7 protein-coding genes and 1 pseudogene are annotated in these 26726 nt (G+C 60.3%); 4 read left to right on the top strand and 4 right to left on the bottom strand.

All coding sequences use genetic code 11. The features are described 5' to 3' along the window. Positions 1–308: 308 nt before the first annotated feature. Complete coding sequence (locus ACIF4X_RS27320; RefSeq protein ID WP_397484459.1) at positions 309–1406, bottom strand: AraC family transcriptional regulator; 1098 nt, start codon at positions 1404–1406, stop codon at positions 309–311. A 211-nt stretch (positions 1407–1617) separates the two neighbouring features. Between ACIF4X_RS27320 and ACIF4X_RS27315 the strand changes: the two genes are divergently transcribed. The 4 genes and pseudogenes from ACIF4X_RS27315 to ACIF4X_RS27300 all read left to right on the top strand — a co-directional run bounded on the left by ACIF4X_RS27315 (position 1618) and on the right by ACIF4X_RS27300 (position 10871). Then, a complete protein-coding gene (locus tag ACIF4X_RS27315; RefSeq protein ID WP_397484458.1) occupies positions 1618–2565 on the top strand; it encodes a transporter in 948 nt (315 codons plus the stop codon). Positions 2566–2747: 182 nt separating this feature from the next. Beyond that, the gene (locus tag ACIF4X_RS27310) at positions 2748–6686 is read left to right on the top strand and encodes an Ig-like domain-containing protein (protein WP_397484457.1); all 3939 of its coding nucleotides are present in this window, start codon (positions 2748–2750) and stop codon (positions 6684–6686) included. A gap of 224 nt (positions 6687–6910) precedes the next feature. Next, positions 6911–10396 (top strand): Ig-like domain-containing protein, encoded by a 3486-nt coding sequence (locus ACIF4X_RS27305; protein WP_397484456.1) that lies wholly within the window; start codon positions 6911–6913, stop codon positions 10394–10396. A gap of 280 nt (positions 10397–10676) precedes the next feature. Beyond that, a pseudogene (locus tag ACIF4X_RS27300) lies at positions 10677–10871 on the top strand (stability determinant). A 319-nt stretch (positions 10872–11190) separates the two neighbouring features. On the opposite strand, the gene ACIF4X_RS27295 reads toward ACIF4X_RS27300, so the two are convergent. From ACIF4X_RS27295 to ACIF4X_RS27285, 3 genes are all read right to left on the bottom strand, one after another. Continuing rightward, entirely contained in the window at positions 11191–23685 is a 12495-nt protein-coding gene (locus tag ACIF4X_RS27295; protein WP_397484455.1) for a filamentous haemagglutinin family protein, read from the bottom strand. Between the two features lie 218 nt (positions 23686–23903). Next, the gene (locus tag ACIF4X_RS27290; RefSeq protein ID WP_397484454.1) at positions 23904–25013 is read right to left on the bottom strand and encodes a substrate-binding domain-containing protein; all 1110 of its coding nucleotides are present in this window, start codon (positions 25011–25013) and stop codon (positions 23904–23906) included. A 95-nt stretch (positions 25014–25108) separates the two neighbouring features. After that, the gene (locus ACIF4X_RS27285; protein WP_064120671.1) at positions 25109–26218 is read right to left on the bottom strand and encodes a substrate-binding domain-containing protein; all 1110 of its coding nucleotides are present in this window, start codon (positions 26216–26218) and stop codon (positions 25109–25111) included. Between the last annotated feature and the right edge of the window lie 508 nt (positions 26219–26726).

Raw genomic sequence — 26726 nt, 5'->3', positions numbered from 1 at the left:
GCCATCTCCTTCGCGATGAGCAATGTGTCTATTAAAATGTGTCCACCATGTCTCCGAACACCTGTCCACCATGTCTCCGGTACATACACTCCCGGGGGGAGAGGGAACTGATTGGGGGATATTTGAGATCTACACCGACTTGAGCGTGCTGTACCGAATCCATAATCGAAAAAAATCTTTCAGGTCGATGCATGACGCAAGACACTGCGGTCGGCCCCCTCTCCCTCTGGGAGAGGGCTGGGGTGAGGGGATGATCGAGGTAACTGAATTGAGTGTGCATCGGTGAATCCATAATCGACAAAGACCTTTCAGGTCGATGTACGACGAAAGACACCTCGGTCGGCTCCCTCTCCCTCCGGGAGAGGGCTGGGGTGAGGGTTAGCGTCATTACGCCAAGCGCTAGGGCTCATCCCCGTCCAGCGCTTGAACGCCCGGCGAAAACTGCGCACATCGCTGTAGCCCACCTCTTCGGTAATCCGTTCAATCGGCATATCGGGATTGGCCAGCAAACTCAGCGTCCGCGCCTGCCGCACCTGCTCCAGCAACGCCTCAAACGTCAACGCATGCTCAGTCAAGCGCCGGCGCAACGTACGGCTGCTCATGTTCAAATCCCCGGCAATCTTTTCGATGTGGCTGCCGCAGCTCAGATCCCGGGCAATCGCCCGCTCCACGGCCTGAATCAGATCGAGTTTCTGATGCACCTGCGCCGCTTCCAGCTCAAGCAACGCAACGGCCTGACGCAACGCCAGCGAATGATGATTGGGCAGATTCACGTCCAGCCAGTGCGCATCGATCAGCATGCGATTGTGCAGGCAACCAAAACGCACATCCGGCCCCAGCAGGCGGTGGTATTCGCTCAGATAATCCGGCGCGGCGTGGACGAATTCCACGGCAATCGCCTTGAACTCAGCACCGACCAGCGCACGGCCATACACCAGCAAACTGGCAAAAAACTCCTCGACCGCAAATACCTGCACGTCGGCAAATGGCAGGCGGCATTCAGCATCGAGATGCACCTGGCCACCGACCACATCGACGCTGGACACCACAATCCCGCCCGAGGTGTGTTGATGACGAATCCCCAGCGCAAAAGCATCACGCAAGGTCTTGCACAGCGACAACACATGCCCGAGCAGGCCCAGGGTGCCGAGAACATTCTGCGCGCCAACCCACAGCCCCAAACCCTGATTGGGCAGCACTTTGAGTGCGCGCTGAATCATCGCCACAGCCTGCCGATAGGAAATCCGCTGCGCCGGATCCTGCAGATCTTCAAGGGTGAAACCCAGCCCACGGCACAGGCTCTGGGGATCGACGCCCTTGTCCTGCGCGACTTCGGCGAGGGTTTGCAAAAGAAATGGCGAGACCAGCGCCAGTTCAAAGGTCGGGTCTTGGACTTTAACGTTCATGGGGGCTGACATTCCGGATCACGCTTGATTGTTATTTTTGTAACCGGTTATGTCGAAGGAAGTTAGCACAGGGTCGGCCGACTGTCCGCAGAAGTCCCCCTAACTGTCCGCCAATACCCTGCCCCGCCGGGCGCCAAGCGCTTATTTCTATAGTGCCGGGCGTGCTGCGTGCCGGCGTTGCGCCCAAAACACAATAATAATGAGGACGGATATGCAACCGAACCGCGCGACACCCACCCTGCGCCTGGCCCTTTCCTTGCTGGGCTGCGCCGTGTCCCTACCGGCGCTGGCCACCGAAGCCGGCGTCGACAATATCGGCACCGGCACCGACGGTTTCTTCATGCTGCCGCTGGAAGTCGACAGCCTTCCGGAGAACATGGTCGCGTTCAACCTCTACTACAACCATTACAAATCGACAAAGCTCAACATCAGCTCGCTGGGCGGCAAGGTGCCGAATGTCGAGATCGAATCCACGGCGGTGATTCCGCGTCTCGATTATTTAAGCCCGGTACGCATTTTCGGAGGACGCCTGGCCGGTTACATCGCCCAGCCATGGCTGAAGCAGGAAGTGGCGGTGTTCGGCCTGAGCGACACCCGCGAAGGCATGGGCGATACCACCTTCGCACCGATCATCCTGTGGGACATGGGCAAAAACCTGACCCTCGGCGCCGCCGTGGAGGTTACCGTGCCCACCGGTGAATACAGCGTCGATCGGCTGGCCAATACCAGCAACAATTTCTATACCTACAAGCCGTTGTTCTCGTTCACTTGGTTGCCGACTGACAACACCGAAGTCTCGATGAAGACCACCTACAGCTTCAACGAGAAGAACAAGGACACCGACTACAAGTCCGGGCAGATCTTCCACTTCGATTATTCGGCCAGCTACAAGATCACCGACGACTTGATGCTCGGCGTCAACGGCTACTTCCTCAAGCAGACCACCGACGACAAACAGTTCGGCCACACCGTGCAGTTTGCCGGGCAGGACGTCGATGACGGCGTGCGCGGCAAGGTGTTCGCGATTGGACCGGCGCTGCACTTCACCTTTCTCAAGTACGCCAGTGCAGAGATTCGCTGGGCCAAGGAGTTTGATGTGGAGAACCGGCCGGAGGGGGAAATGTTGTGGGCGAAGGTGAGTATTCCGTACGCCTTCTGACCCTGCCAGATTGCGCTCAGAAGCGAACAGTGCTCAGACGGGCGCCCCACAAACAGACTCACCCCGCGCCTGACCGTCCGTCTGAAAACCGCTTACCCCTGTCAGATCTGACAGTAGTCAATGAGCAATCAGTGGGACTAAAAGGGAATCACCCGTTTTTTTCCTTTCAGGTGGTGTTGCTCATGACTTCTTTCAGACTTTTTCGGCTTCCCCCACGCAGAGATTTATCCGTCACACCGTTGCAAATCTATCCGCTGTACATCGCTGACATGACTCAGCCGGTTGTGAATGGCGACGGCGGTATCAACCTGGCAACGTTCGAAAACTCCGAGGCTGGCATCTTCAGTATTATCGACCCTTACCCCGGGATGGGGGCTGGCGATGAAATCGGGATTTTCTGGAACAACAACGTCATCCACGAACTGAAAATCAAGCTCGAAGATGTCGATGAAAGATTGTTCTTCTTTCTCCCGACCACTGAAATCGCCCCCGGTTACTCCGAGTGTTATTGCCAGGTGACCCGTTCAGGCGAACCACTCCCTGACAATCCCTCCGCCGTATTGACGCTGTTGGTCAAATTGAATTTGCCCGCCGGCGAGGATGAGGATAAGCATCTTCCCTGGCATTCACACCTCGACCTGGTCGGGTTGCCGCAGGATGTCATCGACAATGGTGTCAGCAAAGAGTGGTCAAGCAAGGGAGTGCCCATGACCATCAAGCACTATCGGGAAATTACGGTACGCGATGTCATCTGGGTGCGCTGGGGCAGTGTTCTTCTGACCCCGCACGTAGTTACTGAAGCCGAGGCGAACGGCACTCAAGAAATTGTCATCACCGCGTCGCCCGGCGACATCCTGACCGCTGGCGATAGCAATGCGTTGCCGATCAGGTACGAAATCCATGATGAGGTCTGGAACTGGTGCGAGAAATGGTCGAAGGAGACCAGGGTTCAGGTGGATGCCGGTGCCGCGCGCCTGGACCCGGCCATTTTCGAAGATGCCGATGATGGCGAACTCCATCTCGATCAACTGGACCATCAGGCGACCAATCTGCTGATCCGGCTCGAAATCAATAAAGAATTCACCTCGGGCGACACGATCGTGATCAATGTCGCCGGGGTCGGGGGCACCGGCACAGCGCCTCGCACACTGACCGAGGAAGTCACCGTCGGCACTTTGCCCTACATTCTCGAGTTCCCGATCCCTTTTGCATTCGTCAGTCTCTTCGCCACCGGGACGCTCGATGGTTCCTATGTACTGCACAAAAAAAGCGATAACTCCAAGCTCTATTCCAAGCGCACCTTCGTCAAAGTAATCGGCAACCCGGCGCTGTTGCCGGCGCCAATTATTGAGGAGGTTATCGGTGCCATTTTGCCTGGGGACAGCAAAACAGCGACCGTGAAAATTGCCTACCCGAGCCTTAAGACCGGTGACACGATCAACCTGATCTGGGAAGGCACGAAATCAGACGGCAATGCCTATTTGCATGAGGAACCTTACGACGTCAGCAGTAACGATGAGCAGGCAGGCTTTACGTACATCTATGTGATGAACGAGCACATTCTCCCGTTGAACAACGGCAGCCTCAAACTCTATTACCGGGTGTACAACGACGATGCTGCCGATTATGGACTCAGCGAATCTGACTTTCTGCGGGTCGAGGTACGCGCACTCCCCGCCACACTGCCGGCCCCCGATGTAGAAGAAGCCAAAGATGGCGTGATCGACCCGACGCTGGTTTATACCCAGGCGCATGTGCTGGTGAAACCGGTCAATTGGGTGAAGGGCGACATCCTGACGTATCACTGGACGGGTCTCTCTGCTTTCAGCTCAACCAAAGGCAGTATTCCCATCACTGTTTTCTCGATCGACAAGACCGCGCGCTTTCGGGTGGATGTCAAATACGTCTCGGCCAATATCGGCTATACGGTCACTGTCCGTTACACCCTGCTGCATGTCGCGACGGGAAAGTACAGCTATTCGGCGCCCTTCGAGGTGATGGTTGGCATCCCCGTGGGGCTTTTGCCTGCGCCTGCCGTTTTACAAGCACCCAACGGTTCGCTGAACCCGATGGATGCGCTCAACGGTGTCGATATCGAGTGCAGTTATCTCAGCATGGACGAAGCACTCGACACCCTCGCGCTGAAATGGCGAGGGACGCCCGGGGCCGGTACATCAGAGGACTTGGAACAACCCGCCGAATCTACCGGCATCGTTACCTTCCACCTGCCCGCCTCGTTTGTGGGTGCCAACATTCGGCGCTCGGTTGACGTCAGCTATGACGTACAGCGCTATGGCTTGTGGACGCCTTCCGAAACGCTGCCACTGAACATCCTCGACTTCCAGGATCCGGACAACGATCTGCCCACACCGCAAGTGCCTCAGGCAGACAAGGCGGTTCTGGACTTGATGGAGTTTGCCGGCGACGCAAGGGTGTTGGTGAACAGATGGCCATTTATTGCCAAGCACCAGCGCACGTGGGTCTATGTAGAGGGCGAAACCAGCACCGGCAGCTACCGGATCGATGTACTGAAAGATCATCAAATCAGTGACCAGCAAGTGGCTGGAGGCCTCGACGAGCCCTTGCTCCGAAGTGAACTCTTGAAATTGCGGCACAGCTCTCCCGCCGTGGTGAAATGCAGAGTGATTTTCGACAACAGCACGGAAGAGACCGCTGCAATCGAGTTCCCTGCCCTGCCACTGACGATCCGCACGCGCTATGACTATGTGACGCCGGCCATCACCAAAATCCTCAACGCACAAGAACAGGAAATTCCCGAAGCAGGGTTGACCTACGACAAGCGCGTTACGATCCATGGCACAGCGACGCGCGGGGAGAAAGTCGAGATCAAGGTCAATGGTGTTGTCAAAGGCACACCACAAGCCACGGAACTATGGGTGTGGGAATCCCCTGCAGACGGCCTCGTCGAAGGCCTGCAAACCGTCACGGTAAAAGCCTTGTACGATGCCGATGTACCGGACGGGAATCCGCGAACATTTACCATTGGTGTTGCCACGAAACCCAGTATTACCGCAGTGACCGACTCCATAGGCTCGGTCGCGCACAACGGCATTACTTACGACAGAGAAATTACCGTTGGCGTATTGGCGGATGCTGGACAGCGTGTTCAGCTTTATGACGAGAGTTCCCTGATCGGCACGGTTATCGATCTGGATGGAGATGGCAACGGCTCTATAAAACTGTCAACGCTGGACCTGAAGCCCTACGCGCTCAAGGCTCGCGCGCTCTATGGCGATCAACTGGAATCCCCTGCACATAACTTTACCGTTAAAGCCCATCTGGCAGTGACGTTGACATCCGTTCGACATTCAGGCGGAGAGCTGAACAATAATGGTCAGACCGTAGATACTTATGTGACCCTTACAGGTGCGGTAACCCCGTTGTATCGGGTGCAAATCTACGACAACAACGTCCCCCAGAACACGGTACCCAGTAATGCAAGCGGAACCTGGACAACCACCCTTAACATTGCTCTGGGTGATCACTCGGTATACGCCAAGGCAGTCAGCACGGATCAGAGTTCCAGCACGCGAACATTTCGCAGAATCTCACCGATGAGCTTCGACACAAGTCCGGTCACATTGGGTGGAAAGACTTATATTTGTGCGGGCTATCCTAACGTGTTCCCCACTCCGAATTCCGGTAACTCGATATTGCGATCAGCCACCGGGGGAACAGGAACCATCACTTACAGCTCCAGCAACCCAGCGGTGGCAGCAGTTGATTCCAGAGGGTTTGTTACCGCCAGGGGGAGAGGCACAGCGACTATCACGGCCAGAGACACTGCCCAGCAATCCAAAAGCTTCAGCGTATCAGTGACGAACGTCATTCTCTGTTATGGCGGTGGTAACGGTGGCTGGGCGATGGCCAATGTCAACGTCGCCGCGTTGGGGGCGCGTATTCCCAGCATGGGGGAATTAAACGAAATTCATGCTGCTTATGGGGCTAACTGGCCGATGGGTAATCACCATTATTGGTCTACCGATACGGGCAGCTATTGGTGGCCATACAGAAGTAGAAGAACCAAATATCTGGTTTGGGGCGGTGATGGCGACGCGAGAGAAAACGGGCACGCCTCGAATATTGTCGGGATTCGCTGACTTTCCGAGTCAAGCACGCTATTAAAATCGCGATTGCCCTGCTATATGCCCAACCGTGAAATCCGTTCTCTGCGCCAGAGAACGGGTTTCCGGTCGCAGGCTGAAAAACAGTGTTACCGTTCGTCTAAATTCAACGTTCACCTGTCAGATCTGACAGGTGCGCATTTCCCGGTTTTATCCCCTAATCACTCCATCGCCCCCCACCCCCGGCAGGAGTGCCCGTCATGCTCGTCCAACCACGCAAACAAATCTCGGTCCTGTCCCTCCTCGACCCGGAAATCCCCGGCGGCATTCTGTTACCGGACGGCACCTGGGGCATCAACCTCGCCGCCGCACGACTCAACTTCATCAAGGGGCTGAAGACCCAGATTTCCGCCTGGAACAACATGAGTGTGGGCGACAACTGCAAATTGCTTCTGAACAAAACCATGGTGGATCAAAAGACCATCACCGATAAGATCGAAGTGGACAAGCGCGTCACCCTGTTCGTCGCGCCCGAGCGTTTGCCCAGCGGCGACTGGGAACTGTCCTACCAGATCACGCGGTTCGGGCAGAAGCCCGAGCCAGGACCGACGATCAAGCTCTTCGTCAAACTGGAACTGCCCGGTGGTCAGGACATCAATCCCGACTATGGCCACTCCGAACTGACCATGGCCTTCGATCCGCCGGATGTGGTGCGCGACGGTGTCGACAAGGCCACCGCCGAGGAAGGCGTGCTGATCTACGCCAAACCCAAGCCCGGCGATGGCTGGCTCTACCGGAACTGCGCCGTCGGTGATGTGCTTATCCTCGCCTGGGCCGGGAAAACCGTGGAGTCCGAGCCCGTCACCCATGAACAGCTCGACGATCCAGAGGGTGATCCCATCGTGGTTCTGGCCGACAAGACCACCATCCTCTCAGCCGGCGACTCCGACGGGGTGTCGGTCAGCTACAAGATCCGCGACCGCGTGCACAACGAGTCCGAAGACTGGTGCGAGGCCGTGCGTATTGTCGTCGACACTCAGGGCTTGCGGCTGGGTGCGCCCATCCTCAAACAGGCCGATGGTCTCATCGTGAATCTGGAGGCGCTGGGGGACGAACGGCCGCAGGTAGAAGTCTGGGCGGAGGACGACAACATCTTCAAAAAGAACGACGAGATCTACCTCAGCGTCTTCGGTACCGACGACGAAGGAAAAGAGATCAGTGAACTGGTGATCCAGCGTATTGAAACCACGCCGCCGGTGCGAGTCTCGATCGCGCACAACAACAGCACCCTGCGCGCCCTGGCCAAACGCACGGTGGTGTACGCCTATCATGTGCGCCGCGGCGGCGTCGTGGTCGACAACTCCAGATCCAAGTCCCGCGCCTACAGCGTCATCGGTGAGGCCACGCGCTTGGCCGCGCCCATCGCGATCGACCAGATCAGTGGCGCGCTCGACCCGAATGCGCCCGAATACCGCATCCGCATCCCCTACGATCCGCTGATCACCCCGGACAACGCCATCGAGCTCAAATTGTTCGGCACCCGGTCCGACCTCACGATTTACGACCCCGAACTGGACTGGTATTTCCCCAGCCAAGACGAGGCCGATGACCCCGAGGGGTTCATCATCACCGTCGCCGGCGAACACGGCAAAACCCTGGAGGGCGGCACGCTGCGTCTGTCGTACAACCTGCTGAGCGACGAAAACGGCACCATCACCCGTCGCGCCTCGCTGCACGCCTCGTTGCTCAACGTCGGTAAAGCGCAACGGGAACTGGTCAAACCCATCGTGCTAGGTGAAAAGGATGGCGTGCTCGAACCCAAAGACCTGCCCGGTGGCGTCAGCAAAATCACCGCCCCACGGCCGGTGGCTGTGCCGACCGAGCCCTACGATATCGTGAAATTTTTCTGGATCGTTGAAGGCAATGAGCCTGTTACCGACTCGAAAGTACTCAACACCTTATCCAAGGACAAGGACGTGAACTTCCCGCTGAACGCGGCGTTTGTGGCGCAGCACATCGAACCTAATCGCGGGAAAAAAGTGAAGGTTAATTACGAGATTTTTCGGGCGGCCAGCAACACGACCAGCTATTCGAATGATCTGGAGTTTACGGTAGGGCAACCGGTGGCGCTGGATCCGCCGACCATCGACTCGGTCAAGGGATCGCCAAGCGGCAAGGACATTGTCGAGGGTGGCACCACCGTTGAAACCAGCGTGGTGCTGAGCGGCATGGCGGCCAAGGGCAAGAACGTCGAGATACGCGATGGTGCCACCGTCAAGGATCAGGTCACGGCGGATCCGGTTTCTGGAATCTGGACCTACACCGCGTCGGGTCTGAGTGTGACGAAACACAGTTTTACCGCGACAGGAAAATATGGTGCCGAACCCGCCTCTGCGGCCTACACCCTCACCGTCACGGCCGTCATTGTGCCGACGCTGAGCAATGTGCTGGACGACAAAAACGTTGAAATCCCCGAGGGACAAACTACCGTCAGCACCGCCCTGACGCTCAAAGGCACCGCGAGCAAGGGCCAGAGAGTCGAAATTTTTGAAGGAAACGGACCGAGCCACACCTCCAAGGGAGTGGCCACAGCCTCGACGACAACAGGCACATGGGAGTTGTCGATTACTGTTGCAGTGGGTGCCCGGAGGTTATACGCAGGGTCGCTGTATACCCCGCGCCCGCAATGGTCAAATGTGCGAACACTGACTGTGACAGCGGCTGCAGCACCAACGTTGACATCGGTCAACGGTTCTCCCAGCGGTATCGAAATCCCTCAAGGCGGGGTCACCGTGGAAACCGCCGTCACCCTAAGCGGCGTTGCCGCAGCCGGGCGGGAAGTTGAAGTGCTCGACGGTACGGTTATCAAAGGTAAAGAGACGGCCGATGGAGTAACCGGCATCTGGAGTCTGTCGGTTTCAGACCTGAGCAAAGCCAAACACAGTTTTACGGCGAGATATCTAGAGCAACCGAGCCTGGTGTCGGCAGCGAGAACGCTGACCGTGACGGAAGCTACCGCTCCGACGCTAACCTCAGTCAAAGGCTCACCGAGCGGTTCTGAAATTCCACAAGGCGGAGAAACTGCGGAAAAAGCCGTGACGCTGAGCGGCGTTGCCGCTAAAGGCCAGAAAGTCGAGGTACTCGACGGCGAAGTATCCATAGATCAAACGTCAGCACATGCTGATACCGGAGCATGGAACTTATTCATTGAAGATCTGAGTGAAACAGCGCACAGATTTACTGCCAAAGGTTTATATGGCAACGCTGAAACTTCGGCACCTTGGGCAATAACGGTAAGCAAGAATGTCGATGACTTCACGGACTTCACCAGTGGCAACTGGAATAATTGGACAAATATCATTGCGGGCCGAGGAGAAATAAAAAATACACTTGGAGAATTTTACTGGGCAAACAACTTAACATTTCTCAAGCCCAACGAACGCGTAGGAATCAAGAAAACCTATAAAAAACTGAAGCGGGGAGGTTATCAAATAAGCTTTTCATATAAGTATGACTATGTGGAAATTTCAATACCCGGCCATTTAAGAGTGGATTTTAATGGCCAGCTTGCTCACCACCTTGACGAATTGCCAGCAAACAACATCTGGAAAAGCACTACAGGAACTTATTATTACAACGCCGAAAATCAGGATGTTGTAATTGAAATAAGCTGTAGACACAACCGAAATCAAACCTTGTCGGTTCCTATCAACTTCGACAACATCACTATCAAGAGGCTTCCATGATCAAAAAGAAAAGGACCACAGAGGGGACGGGTTTATTTAACCAGTGATTTAAACAGCGGGGCTTGATCGAGATCTTCCTGCTGACCGGGATGGCCCTTTCGCGAGCAAGCTCGCTCCCACAGGGAAACGCATTGCAAATGTGGGAGCGAGCTTGCTCGCAAAGGGAGGTTATCGGGGTTATCGGGGCCAGGTTATCGGGGGTTATCGGGGAGGGGTTATCGGGGACAGACCACGTTTTCACTCACCGCTTAGACCGCTTGAAATTGATCACGGAGGTCATATGAGCATATTGCTTTCCCCGTTTTATTCTGAGTTCTAGTCCGAAGAAGAGGCAGAGAGCTACAATCGCTGGTTTCGTGCCAAGGTGCAGGCTGCACTGGATGATCCTCGCCCGGGCATTCCCCATGAGAAAGCCATGGTGCGCCTAGACCAATTACTAGAAGAGAAACGCAAGAATCGACGCACTGCCGCTTGAATGGAGCGATCAGGCTCTGAACGATCTGGCTGACATTATCGATTACATTGAACAATACAATTCCAACGCTAGCGGCTCTGCAGCACAAGGTGGGCGCAGCAATGCAAAGGCTTTCATCAATCCCCTATGGTTACAGATTCGGTCTAGTGCCAGGCACTCGGGAAATGATGGTCAATTCAAATTATCTGCTGGTCTATCGAGTGAACGGGCACATCAAAATACTGACATTAATCCACACTCGACAACAATACCCACGAACCTCATCAACATAAAAAAAGGGCGACCAACCGGCCGCCCAAACGTACTGCACGAGAGTCTTTTACAACGTCAGTTGCCCACGCTCCTCCTCGGTCAACTGCTGCTTCGCCTGTTCATCCAGCGCCCCGGCGCCCAACACCTGCACCGGGCTGTTCGGGTTGTAACCCGGTGCCGGTGCACGGCTGGCACCATCGCGGGACGGCGCGAGTTGCTCATTGCCGAAACTCAGCACCTGTACGGTGAACACCGAAGCCTGATTCTGCCGCGCTGCCGCCTGCTGCTGACGGGCGACGTCCTCTGCTGCTTGCGTCGCCGACGATGCGGCGGAACTGGCTGAAGTAATCGCCCCGGTATTCACCGCAGAGACCACCGGCACGCCCGTCGCCTTGCCTTGCACCGAAATGTTGGCAGCGTTGACCACGGTCAGCGCGGCGATGTTGACGTTGCCCGACACGCGAATCCCCGCCTCGCCGGCATCGATGGTGCCCAGCGGTGCGATCAGGTCGATGTCGCCCGGCGCCACTTCGGCAATCGGGTTGAGCGTGGCGATACCGGCGCCGGTACTCGGCACCGATGGCGACAGGGTGACGTTGCCCCAAGTGTCGTAAACCCGTTTCGGCGGTGTGTAGACCACGGTGGTTTTCGAGCCGCGCCCGGCGTTGATATCGCCCTCGGCGGACCAGCCGAGGATCGAGCCGCCGAAGGTGGTCATGATCCGGCTCTGCCCCAGCAGGATGCTGCCCTGCGAGTACAGCTGAATGTTGCCCGAACCCTGAGTGATGATCCCCGCCGTCGATGGCGGTGCCGCGCCTTCAATGCCGAACACCTGACCGCCGCCCGGTGTGAGCATCTGGATGTCGCCGCCGAACAGGGTCTTGACCCCGGCGCCGCCGTACAGCGTGATATCGCCGTCATAGCGGATCGGATTGCCCGCCACATCGGTGGTCGGGAACAACGCAGCGATGGCGTTGCGACCGCGCAGATAACTGCCTTTGCGCGGGCCATCGACATCGTTGTACTCCAGGCCACCGGCGCGCAGTTCGGCGAAGTACACCTGCCTCGCGAAGATCGCCTGTTCGGTGCCCGGCAACGCGGCGTAGAACGCTTGCGCCTGTTCGGCGTTGCCGCTGAAGCCGTAACCGAGGGTCAGCCAGCTCTGCAGCTCGTCGAGGTAAGTCTTGACCACTTTGCCCGGTTGCGCGCTGAGGGAGGCATCCGCACTGGCGACGTTCAGCGGGTTCAGGTACCGCGCGATGAACCGTGAATAATCCGGCCCCTGCGCGCCGACGCCAGCCTGCAAGACCACGCTCGCGCCTGGTCGCTGATCACCTGGCAACAACGAGCCAAGGCTGGTGATGCTGGCCCGGTCCTCCATGAGGATGTTGCGCCCGGCATTGACCTCCAGGGTGCCGGGGCCGGCGATGTCGAAGCTGCTGTAGAGGATGTCGCGACCGGCCGACACTTTCGATACATCCCTCGGGTCGTTGTGCACGAACAGGTTGCCGGTGGAGTAGATCGTGTCCTTGCTGGTGCCGACGCCATCCTTCGGCGAAATCGTCGGTTGGCCCAGGTTGGTGCCAGAGGCGACGATGTCACGACCGGCCATCATCCACACCGGCCCTGCCGCTTCGTTCCAGGTGCGCAGCGAATCGCTTGCCCGTAACGATTCGCCACTGCGGATACCGACCAGGTCACCGGTCAACGCGTAGATTCGTGCCGGGCCCATGACATCGCTGAGGCCGGCGTACGAGTTACTGCCGAAAGCGAACAAGGGATAACGCAGGTTCGGTTCAGCCAGGACTCCATCGCTGCCGCTGTTGGAAATAAACGGCGTTTGCGCCGAGTTGCTGGCATAGCCGTTGAACGCCGGAGCGAACGGCGTGGCAATCGCCAGTGGACTGGCCCCGGACTGGTTGATCGCATAGCCGCCGGCATAAATCGAATCACCCGCCAACAGTTCCAGTTGACCAGACGCCGACGGCGCCAACAACAGCGAATAGGCGGTCGCAGGGGCGGTGTTGCCGACGCTGTAAGCCGCCGACGAACCGGCGTAGATCGAGCCCTGCCCCGCCACCGCGCGCAGAATCGATGGATAGACGAAACGGCTGTCGGTTGGCGAGGTGTTCTGCCCTTTGAGTGGCCCGTTGGTGTCAGTCTCGGCCAATTGGGTACTCGGGGTGAGATTGCCACCGGCCGAGAACAGATCGATCGCCGTGTGTTCGGTCCACAACGAGAAACCGGTCAATATTCCGCCCTGGGTGATGTTGCCCTGGTCATCGAACAGCGGCGTGGCGTTCTGCAAGCGCACCCGGCCCGGATCCGCTGCGCCACCCAAGACCAGATCGCCACGGGTGTTGATGCGCATGCCCGAGTCACCGGGGATCAGCACAAGGCCGCCGGAGGCATTGCTGGTGGTTGCGCTAAACGGGTCAAGCGCACGGGTTTCGCGCGCATCATGCAACACGCTGTTGGCGCCATATTGCAGATTGATCCCGCCCACCGCGCTGCCGCTGATTTGTGCCGCGCCGCGCAGGTTGATCAGCGCGCCTTGCAGATCATGCTTGGGTGGCGTGACCCCATCGTTGCCGGCCCGCGCTTGCAGGGATGGATTGAGCGAGCCGCCGATGCGGATGTCCATATCACCGCCACCGGTCAATTGCAGGCTGCCGTCGCTGTCGACTCGACCGGTGCTGCCCACTGCCACGATCAAGCCCTGACTGCGTGGGTTGGTCCGCGCATCCCCCATCGGTTTGAGCATGCCGGCGTCTGCACCGGCGCGCAGGCTGATGTTGCCGCCCCCCAAGGTGCCGAAACCGGTGAACCCCACCAGGTACGGCGCCGCATCCATGTCGGCATCCGGCAGCGGCTGAGTGGCATAACTGCCGAAGTTGATCCACCAGGCAGTCGGCACGTCACTGCTGCCATCGCCCTGGCGCCACAACCAATTACCCACCGCGACGCTTGGCACCTGCTCACGGTAGCCGCCGCTGTTCGCGGTCTTGCGCCCGAGAGTATCGCCGGAGACAGAGCCGCCGGCATTGATCGTCAGATTGCCACCGAGCTGCGGATACCAGGCCTGATAGAGACTGTCGGTGCCACCGTCGACCCATTTTTCAACGTCGCCACCGGCACTGCCCAGCACCGAACCGTTATCAGACAGGTGTGCACGTTTCTGGTTGAAGCGCGGATCGATATCGGCTGACTGGGTACCGGCGGTGTACACACCAAACGGCGAGGCCATGCTCAGATTGCCGGCGGCGATCAGATCGAGATCACCGGTACCGGTGCGCAAGACGCTGAACATCTGGCTGTGAATACTGGCGCTTCTCGCCGGATTGCTCTCGACGCACACCTCGGGATAGCTGTCGCACAGCGTCAGGTATTCCTCGGGGATCGGCGCGTAATCCTGGAAACCGAACTGGTTACCGGGGGCCCAGGTCCAGCGCGCCATCGGTGCGCAGGCACCGGGATCGGTTTCACAGAGAATCAGGTATTCCTCGGGCACCGGTTCGAAGGCGGGGAAACCATACTGGTTGGTTTCCGACCACACCGCGCGTGGATTGCCTTCGGTGATCTTCGCCCCGTAATGGGTGTCCGCGAGGCGCAAATTGCCTTCGGTGGTGAGCGGTTTTACCGCGCGACTATCGGCGGCGGAAAGATCAGCCCCCGCCACCGCGCGGATCGACCACGAGGCACTACCCGACGGCAACATCGGCGCGAGTGCCCAGTTGGCACCCTGGCTCGCGCCATTCAAAGCGCGCAACTCGATGAACGCGACACCGTCAGCGAGTACCACATTGGTCATCGACGGAATCAACGAACCGCGCAACAGCGCCAGCGAACGGCTCAACATCAAATGCTTGCTGCTGCCGGTGTCGGCATCGAAGGCGCCCGGCAACGGCACACCTTTGGGCCAGTTCATGGCTTGCAACGCGGTGTTGCGGTTCAAGCGAATACCGGCACCCAAACGGCTGCTGGCGGGCACGGTCACATCGCTGCTCAACAGCGTCCCGGCGGCATACAACAGATTACCCGAGGCGTCGTGCACCGCCCCCGCCAGCACCGTGCCGGCGCTGAAGGTATAAGGCGCGGCCAGTTCCACCTGCACCGGCAGCAGCGTGCCGCTGACCAGCGTCGTCGCCTGAATCGGCAGGTCGTAATTGAGGGTCACACCCGACGGGAATTGCGTGCCCGGCGCAAGCGTCACTCCGGTCCCTGGGACAACCAGATCACCGCCGAACGGCTGTACGCCCGGCAACAGCTTCCAGCCAGCATCGTCGACCGTCTCTGGGGGCGGCGCGAAGCCGTCGTTGATGCTGCCGTAAATATCAAGATTGCCGCCGGCACGGATCACCAGGCTGGCGGACTCTCCGGAGCCATAAATACCCGCGACTTTTTGCGTGTGCGGATTGAGGCTGGCGTAACGATAACGCGAGAGATCGATATCGCCCTCGACCACCAGATCACCGTCTGCGCTCTTGCTGGCAATTTCGACCCCGGGGCGCAGATGGAAGGCATCGGCATAAGCCGCATTGTTCAGGCCGGCCAGTTTGCGTTGCAACAGATCGGCGTTGTTCAGCGCGGCGTCAATGAAGGTGGTGTTGTCGCCGTCGATGCGGGTCAACAGCGCCTGGTCGATCACCTGATACGGCCGGCCGCTGACCGCAGGGTCGACGCCATCACGCGCATCGTCATAGCGGCGCACACCATTGAGGCCGATGGAACGCGCACCCTGAATATTCACAGTGCCGCTGGCATCGATGGCGATGTCGCCGACGCCCAGACGCGGCGCGTTGAATTCCACGGTGCCGCGCAGCATCTGGTCATGCTGACCGGCGAGGAAACCCGGCACCGCATCAGTACCATGGCGCAAGTCGATGCGCGTGCCGGACGCCAGGGTCAAGACACCGGCACCGGAATTCAGCTCGACCATGGCCCGGTTCGGCGCGTCGATGATCTTGCCGTAACTGTCGACCCGCAGCACCCGACCATGGGCATCGAGCACGCTGTTGCCGGCCAGGGTCAGGCCGTTCTGCGCCGACAGCCGAATGCTGCCGACCCGTTCGCCACTCGCATCGATCAAGCCGTTGACCGTCAGGCTGCCATTGTCCACCGAGACATTGACCTCGCCGGCCTTGAGCCCGTCGCCAATCAGCAAATCGCCCTGCTTGAGTTGCAAGCTGCGACTGCCGAACACCTGTCCGGCATTCAGACGTTGGTTGAGTGCCGCAAACTGCACGCTCGCATCACCGCCCAACTGTTGGGCGCGAATGTCCACGCCCCCGGCCTTGTACGGCACCAGCGTGCCGCCGGCATCGTAATAGCCGCTGCTGGCGCCGAGAATCTCGCCCTGCAGATCGACGGTGCCGGCATCCGCCGCCAAGGCCACGGCGCTGAGGTTGCCGGCCTGATTGTTTTTCGCCGACAGATCAATGCGCGACCCGGCGAACTGGCGGATGTTGCCGTTGTTGCTCAACAACGACACGTCCCCGCCCCAGCTGTACTTGCTCACGTCGTTGAACGGCAAGGTGCGCCCGGCCATGTCCAGTTGCGCGCCGCCAGCGAGGGTCAAGTCTTGCTCGGCCTTGGCCGTGAGCTTGCCGCTGGCCAGCGCGACGCGGCTGTCGAGCACGATGTCGCGGGCTTGCAGATTCAACTCCGCGCCGAGGGCATCGGCCACACCCGCAGCACCGGCACCGCTGAGCGTCAGGCGATTGCCGGCCTTGAGCAGATTGACCGACGCAGCCTCACCGGTCAGCAACGGTGTGCGCAAAGTGAGATTGCCGCCAGTGTAGGCGTAACCCTTGAGCGGGTCGTAAGCGCCCTGCTGCTGATACACCGCCAGGCTGCCCTTGTGGTTGGCAGTGATGCGTTCGCTGGCGCTGAGGTTGACGTTGGCAAAACCCAGCGCCAGACGATTGTTCTGATCGAGGCCGTTGGGCTGTGGCATCGGGCCGTAACCCAATTCGATGCGTTGTGCCTGAATATCCAGGGTGCCGCTGCCGGTACCGGCGCCGCCGCTGATCACACTGCCGGGGTCCTGAGTGGCACCGCTCCAGATCAGGTTGGCGGTGCGGATCGTCGCGATATCCTCGGAAGCGCCCGCGCCATAAATCGCCGGGGTGGCGAGCACGAGGTTTTGCAGCTTGCTCTGACCGGTCTGCGCATCGAAGGTATCGAGGGTCACGCTGCCGTATAGATTGAAAGCATCGCGCGTGGTCAGGCTCAGCGTCTCCAGAGCCGGGGCGCCGAACTGGCGATCACCGCGCAGCAACCGGTCCAGCACATTCTGGTTCAGGGTCAGGCCGGCCGGTACGCGGTTGCCCGCAGCCGCCAACGCTTCGGCGCTGCCAGCGTTGACCGCGCCCACCGCCAGGGCCAGATGACGCGTGCCGAAACGCACGGCTTCACCGAGTTCGAACTGGTTATCCGTGGCGGCGGTGATGCTGCCGTTGGAGTAGAGCAGCGCCGGGCTGGCGCAAACCGCTGTGGCGCAGGTGCCGATCCGAATGCTGCCGGCACCGGTGAAACCGCCGCCCGCCTCCGGCGCCAGGACATTGGTCCAGCCGTTCGAGACCACCACCACACTGGACGCGCCCGGCTGATAGATGTACCCGGCCGTCGAGTCATAAGCGGCGTTGCCACGCCCCAAGGCGTTGATCCCGGCGCCCGCTTCGACGGTGATGCCGCCATTGATCGAGTTGCTGCGCAACAGCACTTCCGGCGCTGCCAACAACGCCCCGTCACGCAAGACGATGCTGGAGGTGTCACCGATGAAACCAATGATGTTACCCGCGGTGCTGTAGCTGACAGTAGGCATTGCGCCAATGGTCAAACGTCCGGCGTTGAGGTTGTTGAGCGTTCCGGCGTACAGCGAAATACCGTTGAAGCCCTCGGTCGGCGCCTGCCCGCTGCCGAGGATTTCGAAGCTGCTGCGGGCGTTGCCGCTGCGCACGACGGCCGTGCCAACCAGGCCACCGGCAGCGGCACCGAACCGCGCCTGGCCATTGAACTGCAACGCGATGTCCTGCTCGCCACCGTCAATCAGGCGCAGGTCCAGGGTCTTGCCGTCCTGCGGGGCCAGTGCCCGGGGAACCCCGCGCCGCACGGCATCGCTCTGGATGAATTGGCTGAGACTGGTTTCGTTGTATTGCGAGTAACCGCGCAACACCTGGGCCGGGGTCAGGATGACCTGTCGGGCGAGGCTGTCGCGCAGGCCAGTGTTGGCAATCGACATCTGCCCGCTGCCGGTCCACGAACCATTGCGCATCGGCAACACACCCGTGCTTGCGCCCGGCGTGGCCTGACCGTTGACTTCGACCCGGAACGCGCCGGGCAGCAAGGCAAACGTCGACGGCAACAACGTGTAAGTGCCGGCCGCCAAGCCCGGCACTCCGGCGCCGAGGGTGATCTGCTGGCCGATCCGTGGATCGACCGCGCCCGCCTCGGCCAGCACCGGCGCGTAGGTGCTCTGGTTGCCCGGCACAATCGCATAAACAGGGTTGCTCGCCAGCCCTGGCAAGCTGAAAGTACCGTCGGTAGCGTTGCGCACCAGCGGATTGAAACGGGCATCGGTCGAACCGCCGCGCCCGGAAATGAAACCGGCGCCACGCAGGTCGCCGCCCCCCGACAAATCGATGAGCGCGCCGCTCTGCACATCGATGAATTGGGTGCTCATCGACACGCCGGTCGCTTCCCCGGTGACGCCGTTCAACACCACTGACTTGCCGCCGTAGCGATAGTCGATGCCGTCGGTGGTGCCGCCATATGGCATGACGAGCCCGGCACCGCTGACCGACGTCACGCTGCCCGGCAGCAGGCGAACCTCACGGGTGGTGGTCAACAAGTCGTCGCCGAGGACAATCTTGCCCAATGGTGCACGCAACACGCCGCCCTGTTCGATAGACGCCGCCGAGAACGTCAGCTTGCCGAACGCCGAATAAGGCGCCGCAGCCGGCGCCGCGCCGTGGCCGCTGATGCGCAGGGTATGGTCGGCAACCGACTGCGCGCCCTGATAACCCACACGCACTTCTGCCTGCACGTCACTGGCGGGATAAATCTGCGCCGCACGCAGGTTCAAATCACCCGGGGTCCACAGACGGCTTTTATCCGCACCATCGGTCGGCGCCAGAAAGCGCAGGTCACCGCTGCTGTCGAGGCTGACCTCGGCAAACCCACGGCGGCTGTATTCGACGGCCGGTGCTTTCAGTTGCAGGATCGAACCCTGTGCCCCGAACGACAGACCGTTACCCAGATCCAGCAAGTTGGCCGACGCCGTGAAGCGGGCGTCCGCGAGTTTGCCGGTCGGGCTGTTCGTCAGGCGTGGGCGCACGCTGCCAACCACGCTGTAGTAGCTGCCGACACCGGACAAGCGCAGATACGGCGCGCTCAGATCGACCCGGGCCGTGTCTTTGCCTGACTCGGCCTGGGACAGCGCCCCGGCGTACAGGCTGAGACTTTGCTGCATGTGCAGATTGACGTCACCGTCGAACGATAACAGGCCGTTACTCAACAGACTCAAGGTGTCGAAGCCACCGGCCATCAGGCTGTCGGCATGGACCCGGGCCTGACCGTAGCGCAAACCGTCGTCGCTCTCGCCCGGACGCAGGTCGGCGGCCAGCGTCTGCCCGGTTGACGTCTGATCGATGATCAACTCGCGTGGCGTGCGCACGTTGTTGGCCGCCGAATCGGCGTACAACGGCGTCTCCAGCGCCACTTCCAGACGACCACCGGCCGCCCCGGCACCGCCCGCTGCCGCACGTAAATCGCCGTCGATGAACAGGCCGTTGTAGGAGCTGATGGCGATGCGTCCGCCGTCGGTGGCCACACGTGTCGGTCCTTGCCCGGCGATGTCCAGCAGCGCCTCGGCGCCAGACGCATCGAGTTGCGCGCCCTGGCGCACCACCACGTAGGCATCGGCGGCCGTGGCCGTGGCGAGTTTCGCGTCGATCTCGCCACCGAGGATGATGCTGCCGCCCTTGCCGACCTGCCCGTAGGTGCGACCCAAGGCATCCACTGCGGTGTTCACGCGCCCCGCCACATCCAGCCGCGCGTGTTCACCGATCCAGATCGAACGATTGTGTGCGTTCGGCTCGGCGAGTTGATCGGAGGTGGCCGGCTTGATCGCACCGAACTGTTGCTGGCGAATATCAATCGTGCCGCCCCAGGCATTGAGTTCACCGTCCACGGTGATCTGCCCGGCGCCGCGCAACTTGATGCTTTGCCCCGGGTCGACACTGATGCGCGAACCACGGCCGAGGGTCAGGCTGCTGTTGGCCGCGTCGATCAGGCTGAGCAGGCTGGCCCCGCCTTGCAGCGTCAGGCTGGCACCGGCGCGTTGCGTCAGCACGCCCTGGGTCGCGTTGTCCTGGAACAACGCCGGCGTCCACAGCTCCAGCGCCGCGAGTGGGTCGGCACCGCTGAGCTGATTCGGCGCGGCGTCGCCAAAACGGTACACCGGCAGACTGACGTCAACGACGCTGCCTTCGGCGACGTCCAGGCCGCTCAAACCGATCAGGTTGTACGCGGAGAAGCCCTTGTTGAACAAATCGGTGGACAGTCGCAGGGTGTTGTCGGCCAACGCTTTGTCGGTCTGGCCGATCAGGATCTTGTTGGCCTGCACGGTCAAGGTGCCGCCGCCGGTTACACCGTAGCCACGCAACTCGCCCTCGAGGCGCAGGTGCGATTGACCGGGGGAGGAAATCGCGCTCGATTCCAGAGTCAAATCACCGCCCTTGCCACCGCGGGTCTTGCCGTTGGCGAGGATCGCGCCACCGGACGACACATCGAGCAGGCTGCCGGCGCCGATATTGATATCACCGCTGCTGCGGATCGACACCCAACCACCGTTGAGCGAGGCCAGACTGGCGCCATCGTCGGGCTGGGTGCGCAGGTTGCTCCACACGCCGCGCGTATCGAGGTGAACGCCTTCAGCCACGGAGACTTGCGTCGGCTTGCCGGTGTTCGCCGTGAGCCGGGTGTCGCTGCTCACGGTGCCGTTGAACTGATTGAGTACGTTGCCCAGGCGCAGGCTGCCGCTGCGCGCGGCCAGGTCAGCACCGACCTGCACATCCGGCGCATACAGGGTGATGTCGCCAGCCGTATCGACGCTGAGCGCACCCGCGACGACGACCTGATCCCTGGCCGCCACCTTGAGCGCACCGAGACGGAAGCCGTTGAGCTGATCGTTATCAAGAAACAACTTGCCCTGGCGCGCCGGCGACACGGCGCCGGCGAGGTCCAGATCAGTGCCGGCAAGTGGCCGTTGACCGCCGATCTGCACCTGATCCAGCAACGGGTTGAGCGCATACAACACGCCGCCCGCGGCCGCCACATACGCCGGGTCATAACTGCCGACGATCAATTGCGCGCGGCGCGCCAGCGCGGTCTGACTCTGCTCATAACCATCAAGCACCGGTTTCGGCGCCTGATTCTGCCGCTCGCCCTGATACACCTCGCCGAGCATCTGACCGTCGAGCGCGGCGTTGGCCGTGGCAATCACCAGTTGCCCGGCATCACGCCCGACGGTGTAACCCGACTCGAAACGCGAACGCGGGGCAATCAGCGGATTGTAGAAGTAGCGGGTCTGGCCCCAGCGCTCGCTGCTGTCCTCGAAACCTTTGTACAGTCCGGTGTAGAGCAGGTCGCCCGGCGCACGCGACACTTCGTACAGCTTGCCGTCGGCACCGCGCAGCCAGCTCTGGCGGATCTCGCCACTTTGCACGTCCAGGGTGCCACCGGACAGATTGATCAACGAGCCCTTTTCGGTGACCACATCGTTGCCGGCGAAACTCACCGTGCCGCCTTGCGCCATCCACTCGCCGACGCTGTGCGCCTGAGTGCCGAGATAGCCGCCGACTTCCAGCAGGCCGCCGGCCGTGTACCAGCGATCGGTGGCATAGCCGTTGGTGCCGGCCGGCACGTAGACCAGCTCGCGCACATCGACCCAGATGTCGTTGCTGTTGAGCGCGCCTTGGTCGCGGTTGACCGAGGCATCGCGCTGCTCGTTGCCCTGCACGTTGATCTTGATGTTGTTGTTTTCCATCGCCACTTTGACGCCGAGGGCACCCGAGACATCGATCATCGCCCCGTCGCGCACCAGGCTGCGGCGCTGCGCCGTCACCGCCACCTGGCCACCGGTGGCGAGGGTGATCGAGCCGTTCTGGAACTCGACACTGCCGCCGCTCTGGATCTCGATGCGCGACTGATCGCCACGAATGCGGTTGTTCGCAGTGACCGCGCTCAAGGCTGCCTGATGCTGACTGTCGAGCGCGGTCAGGTCGCTGCTGTCGAGCATGATCGCCGTGGCACTGCCTTGCGCCAGGGTGACACTGCCGCCGCTGTCGCTCGCGGGGTTAGACAAGTGAATCGTGCCGCGAGCAGCCACTGAGGTGCTGGCGAGCAATACGCCGTTCTGCACGACTTCATGACCGGTCAACGTGATGTCGCCGGTGGCCGACTGGATCAAGCCGTTGTTGCTGACCTTGCCGCTGACATCGCCGGCCTTGAAACCCGGCGTGACTTCGTTGCCGAACGTGGTCGACAGCGCATTGCCCTCGGTGCCCGCGCCCTTGCGGATATAGAAGCGGTCACCGGCGCCGAGCACGGTCTGGCCTTTGGCGGTGCTGATGCTGCCGTCGTTCTGCACTTCGCTGCCGAGCAGCAAGGCATAACCACCGGCATCGGTCGACGTCGCCGGTTTATGAGTCGTGATGCTCGCGCCGCGCTCAACCAACACCTTGCCAGCGGCATCGGTGAAGGTCGGCTGAGTACCGTTGCTGTCGAAATACAGGCCACGGTCGCGGAACTGGATATCGGTAATGTTCGCTGCCGCTGCCACCAGGTTGCGCACGTTGACCTGGCTGCTGCCGCTGAAGACGATGCCGTTGCGGTTGATCAGCATCACCGTGCCGTCGCCCTTGATCTGGCCCTGAATCTGGCTCGCCCGCGCATTCGGGTCGTTGACCCGGTTGAGCACCGCCCAGTTCGCCTGCTGGGCAAACTCGACGGTGGTGTTGCGCCCGACGTTGAAGGTTTCCCAGTTGAGGATGGCCTTGTCGGCGGTCTGCTCGATCTTCACCGTGGTCTTGCCGTCGGCCTGGGTTTGCTGCGGGCCCTTGGCGTTCTGCCAACCTTGGGTGAGGCTGTTATCGACCTTCAGACCGCCCTCGCCCAGACCGTCCGGGACAAACTGCACCGAGCCCAGCGCAGCGGCACGACCGGCCGCCTGCGCCGCCTGCTGCGCGGCAATCGCGGCGACGGTGTTGTTCAGGGTCTGGATCGAGCGCTGCAATTGCTGGTTGGCTTTCTGCTGCTGCGCCAGTGGCGGCGTCATCCCCGGCAAACCGCCAGTGCTCGGCCGTGCGGCCGCGGCTTGCTGAGCGGCCCCCTTGGCAGCGAACCAGTTGGAGCTGAACGCCGTTGCCGCGTGCGCATTGCCCGCCACCAGACACAACGCCACCGCCTGCGCCAGCGGTTTGAGCAACCACAGCGCCGGCTCCACGGCTTCACGTTTGAACGACTGGACGTTGGTACGACGGGATGGGCGAGCGAGCATCACTACGAGATCCTTTTGGGTTGCCACACGTTGGTTGCCACACATGCCGCAGGCGTGCAAAAACCTGCTGTTACGTCATAGGCAGTTGGCGGCGGTCGCGACCGAACGGATGTCACACAAACTTCATGTTGGGGGAGTATTCGCGGCGGGCCGTTCTGCGCCATCAAATAAAATGGCAGCCCTGTGCGGGGCTGCCATCGGTTTGGCGGCAGTCACTTTTAAAGAGGACGACCGATGCCGTTGCACACGGCCGGATTGTTGATGTCGAGGTTGTTGCCGGTGGTATTGGTGATGAAGTTGGCGGTGACGGCGTTTTTCCAGCTCAGTGGCATCGCAAAGAATTTGTGCGCCTGTACCGCAGCATTGTTGCCAGGCTGGCTGTAGTGAGTGGTGAGAAAGTTGCGTATTTCGTTGGCCACGTTGGCATCCCTGTAGCACTGACCAATGATCAAGTTGCTGTAGGCAGCAATTTTGTAGCCAAGGGCAGGGTTCGCCACCACGGGCGACCACCGGGCGGGATTATAGGCGTCGCTAGACGTCGACGGTGGCGTCACCGAAGACAGTGCCAGCGCGACGTTGAGCGGGGTTGGCAGCACACCGTTAAGACGTGCAACGACAGTGTTGTCGGTCACCTGGATACCGTCAGGGCCGGAGTAACCGATCGAGCCGTCGACCTGATTGATCGTAGGCAGGACATCACTGTCGCTCGACACGCCGACCCAGTTTATCGGCACTGTCGAACCTGACGGCTGGCGCGCGGTAGTGAACAACGAACTGGTCGAGAACTTTGTCGGGCAAACGGAATTGAGGTGGCGAGTGAGGATTTCCGAGGTGCCGCTGGCGTTGTTCCGGTAAACCACGCGAATCGGCGTGGTGTCGGCAGTGCCCATTAGATGGCCCCACGTTGTGGTGTCACCGGACAGCGCATTACACAACTGGCTGCTCGTCAGATTGAGATTGCTGATACCGCTTTTCTTATAGGACACGACGATGGCGGTGCTGACGGATGGCAGCTGAATCAGCGGACCATAACTGGCATAAAAAGCGCTGTTGTATTGGCTGATTTCGCTTGCCGTCAGGATCGAATCGCTACCAGTGAAATGCACAGTGCCTGTAGTGCCGAACGGCGCAGCATTGTTGCTTAAAAACGCCACTTTGCCTGCCCCGCTGCCAACACCGGCGTAGCTGAAGCTGGCCGGCAGAATGCTGTCGGCCGACCCCTTGTACAGCGCGGCAGGCAACGTCGCCCCGCCACCCGTCACCGCCAATGCGTGACCCGACATCAGCGCCGCCGACAGCAGTGCAACCTTTGCAATGTGTTTGTACATGTTCAATCTCCTTATCGAATGCCCCACGAACGGGAGCCAAAAAAAATGGCAACCTCGAGGGGCTGCCATTCGTGTTGCGGTGTGAATCGGGCGCTTTACAAAGGACGACCGATGGTGTTGCAGACGCTGGTGTTGTTGATGTTCAGGTTGTAACCGGTAGCGTTGGATACGAAGGTCTCATACACCTTGGTTTTCCAGGCCGATGGCACAGTCACGAAACCGTGGTTCTTGACGGCCAGGTCGTTGGTGGTGGTGTTGTAGTGAGTGGTCAGGAACGCCTTCACGTCGTTGGCCACGGCTGCATCCTTGTAGCACTGGCCGACGATGAGGTTGGTGTAGGCAGCCAGTTTGTAACCGATGGCCGGGTTAGCCACCACTGGCGACCAGCGAGTCGGGTCAGCGGCCAGAGCAGCGGTCGCCGGTGGAGTCACCGAAGCCAGTGCCAGGGCAACGTTGGCCGAGGTTGGCTGTACGTTGTTGATGCGCGAAACCAGGGCGTTGCTGGTGGCGTCCACGCCGTCCGGACCGACATAACCGAGCGAACCATCAACGGCGGCAACGGTAGGCGCGACGTCAGCGGTGCCAGCGACGCCGACCCAGTTCGACGGCAGGGTCGAACCGGCTGGACGGGCGTTGACGAACGTCGAGTTGGTGGTGAACTTGGTTGGGCAGACAGCGTTCAGGTGACGGGTGAGGATCTCCGAAGTGCCGCTGGAAACGTTGCGATAAACGATGCGGATCGGCGTGGTGTCAGCAGTGCCCAGCAGACCGCCCCAAGTGGTCACGGTGCCCGAGAAAGCGTCGCACAGTTGCGCGCTGGTCAGGTTCAGAGCGGTCTGGCCGGATTTTTTGTAAGGGATGGCAACCGAAGTGGCCACCGAAGGCAGTTGGATCAGCGGGCCGTACGAAGCACCGAAAGCGCTGTTGTAGGTGCTGATGTCCGAAGCGCTGAGTACCGAGTCGCTACCGGCGAAGTGCACAGTGCCGGTGGCGCCGAAGCCAGTGGCAACGTTGGTCAGGAACGCCGTCTTACCAGCGCCGCTACCCACAGCCGCGTAAGTGAAGTTGGCTGGCAGGATGCTGTCGGCAGAACCTTTGTACAGAGCGGCAGGCAGCGTTGCACCACCACCGGTAACGGCCATGGCTTGAGCGGAAGCCAGAGCGGCGACGGTCAGGGAAGCTGCGATCAGAGTGCGCTTGAACATGAAGAATCTCCTTTTCAACTAGGTTTGGGAACACAGGTTTTCGGGTGACTTGCATGACACTGGGAGGACTCACCGGGGCCCTCGCTAGCGTTGGCCTTGGTTAAGTCGCACTGAGAAATTCGCAGCTTCCGGTGACAGATAAAGGAAAAAACCTCGGGAGGTGCGCGGTGTTTCTGAAGGGATTTTCTCGGGTGTTTGTAGGGTGTAGTGCAGGGTCTGGATCAGGGGTTTGGCGGAATCGGGCTGAAGGCGTTGGCGGGTGGTTGCAGATGACAGAAAGGAGAACCCGAGGATGGGGCAAACATGGCTCGGGTGATGGAGTATCTTTTGCAAAAACTTTGAATTATTTATTGGCCTGACTGACCTCATCGCTGGCAAGCCAGCTCCCACAGGTTTTTGTGTTGTGTCACAGTTCGCATCAACAACACCGTCCCCTGTGGGAGCTGGCTTGCCAGCGATGGGGCCAAGTCAGACACCATCAAAACCTGCTACTGGACCAGTTGATTAA

Source organism: Pseudomonas sp. NPDC085632 (genome assembly GCF_044541255.1).
Lineage (GTDB): Bacteria > Pseudomonadota > Gammaproteobacteria > Pseudomonadales > Pseudomonadaceae > Aquipseudomonas.
Note: the sequence above shows the minus strand (reverse complement) of the source record. Positions and strands in the feature narration are given on the sequence as shown.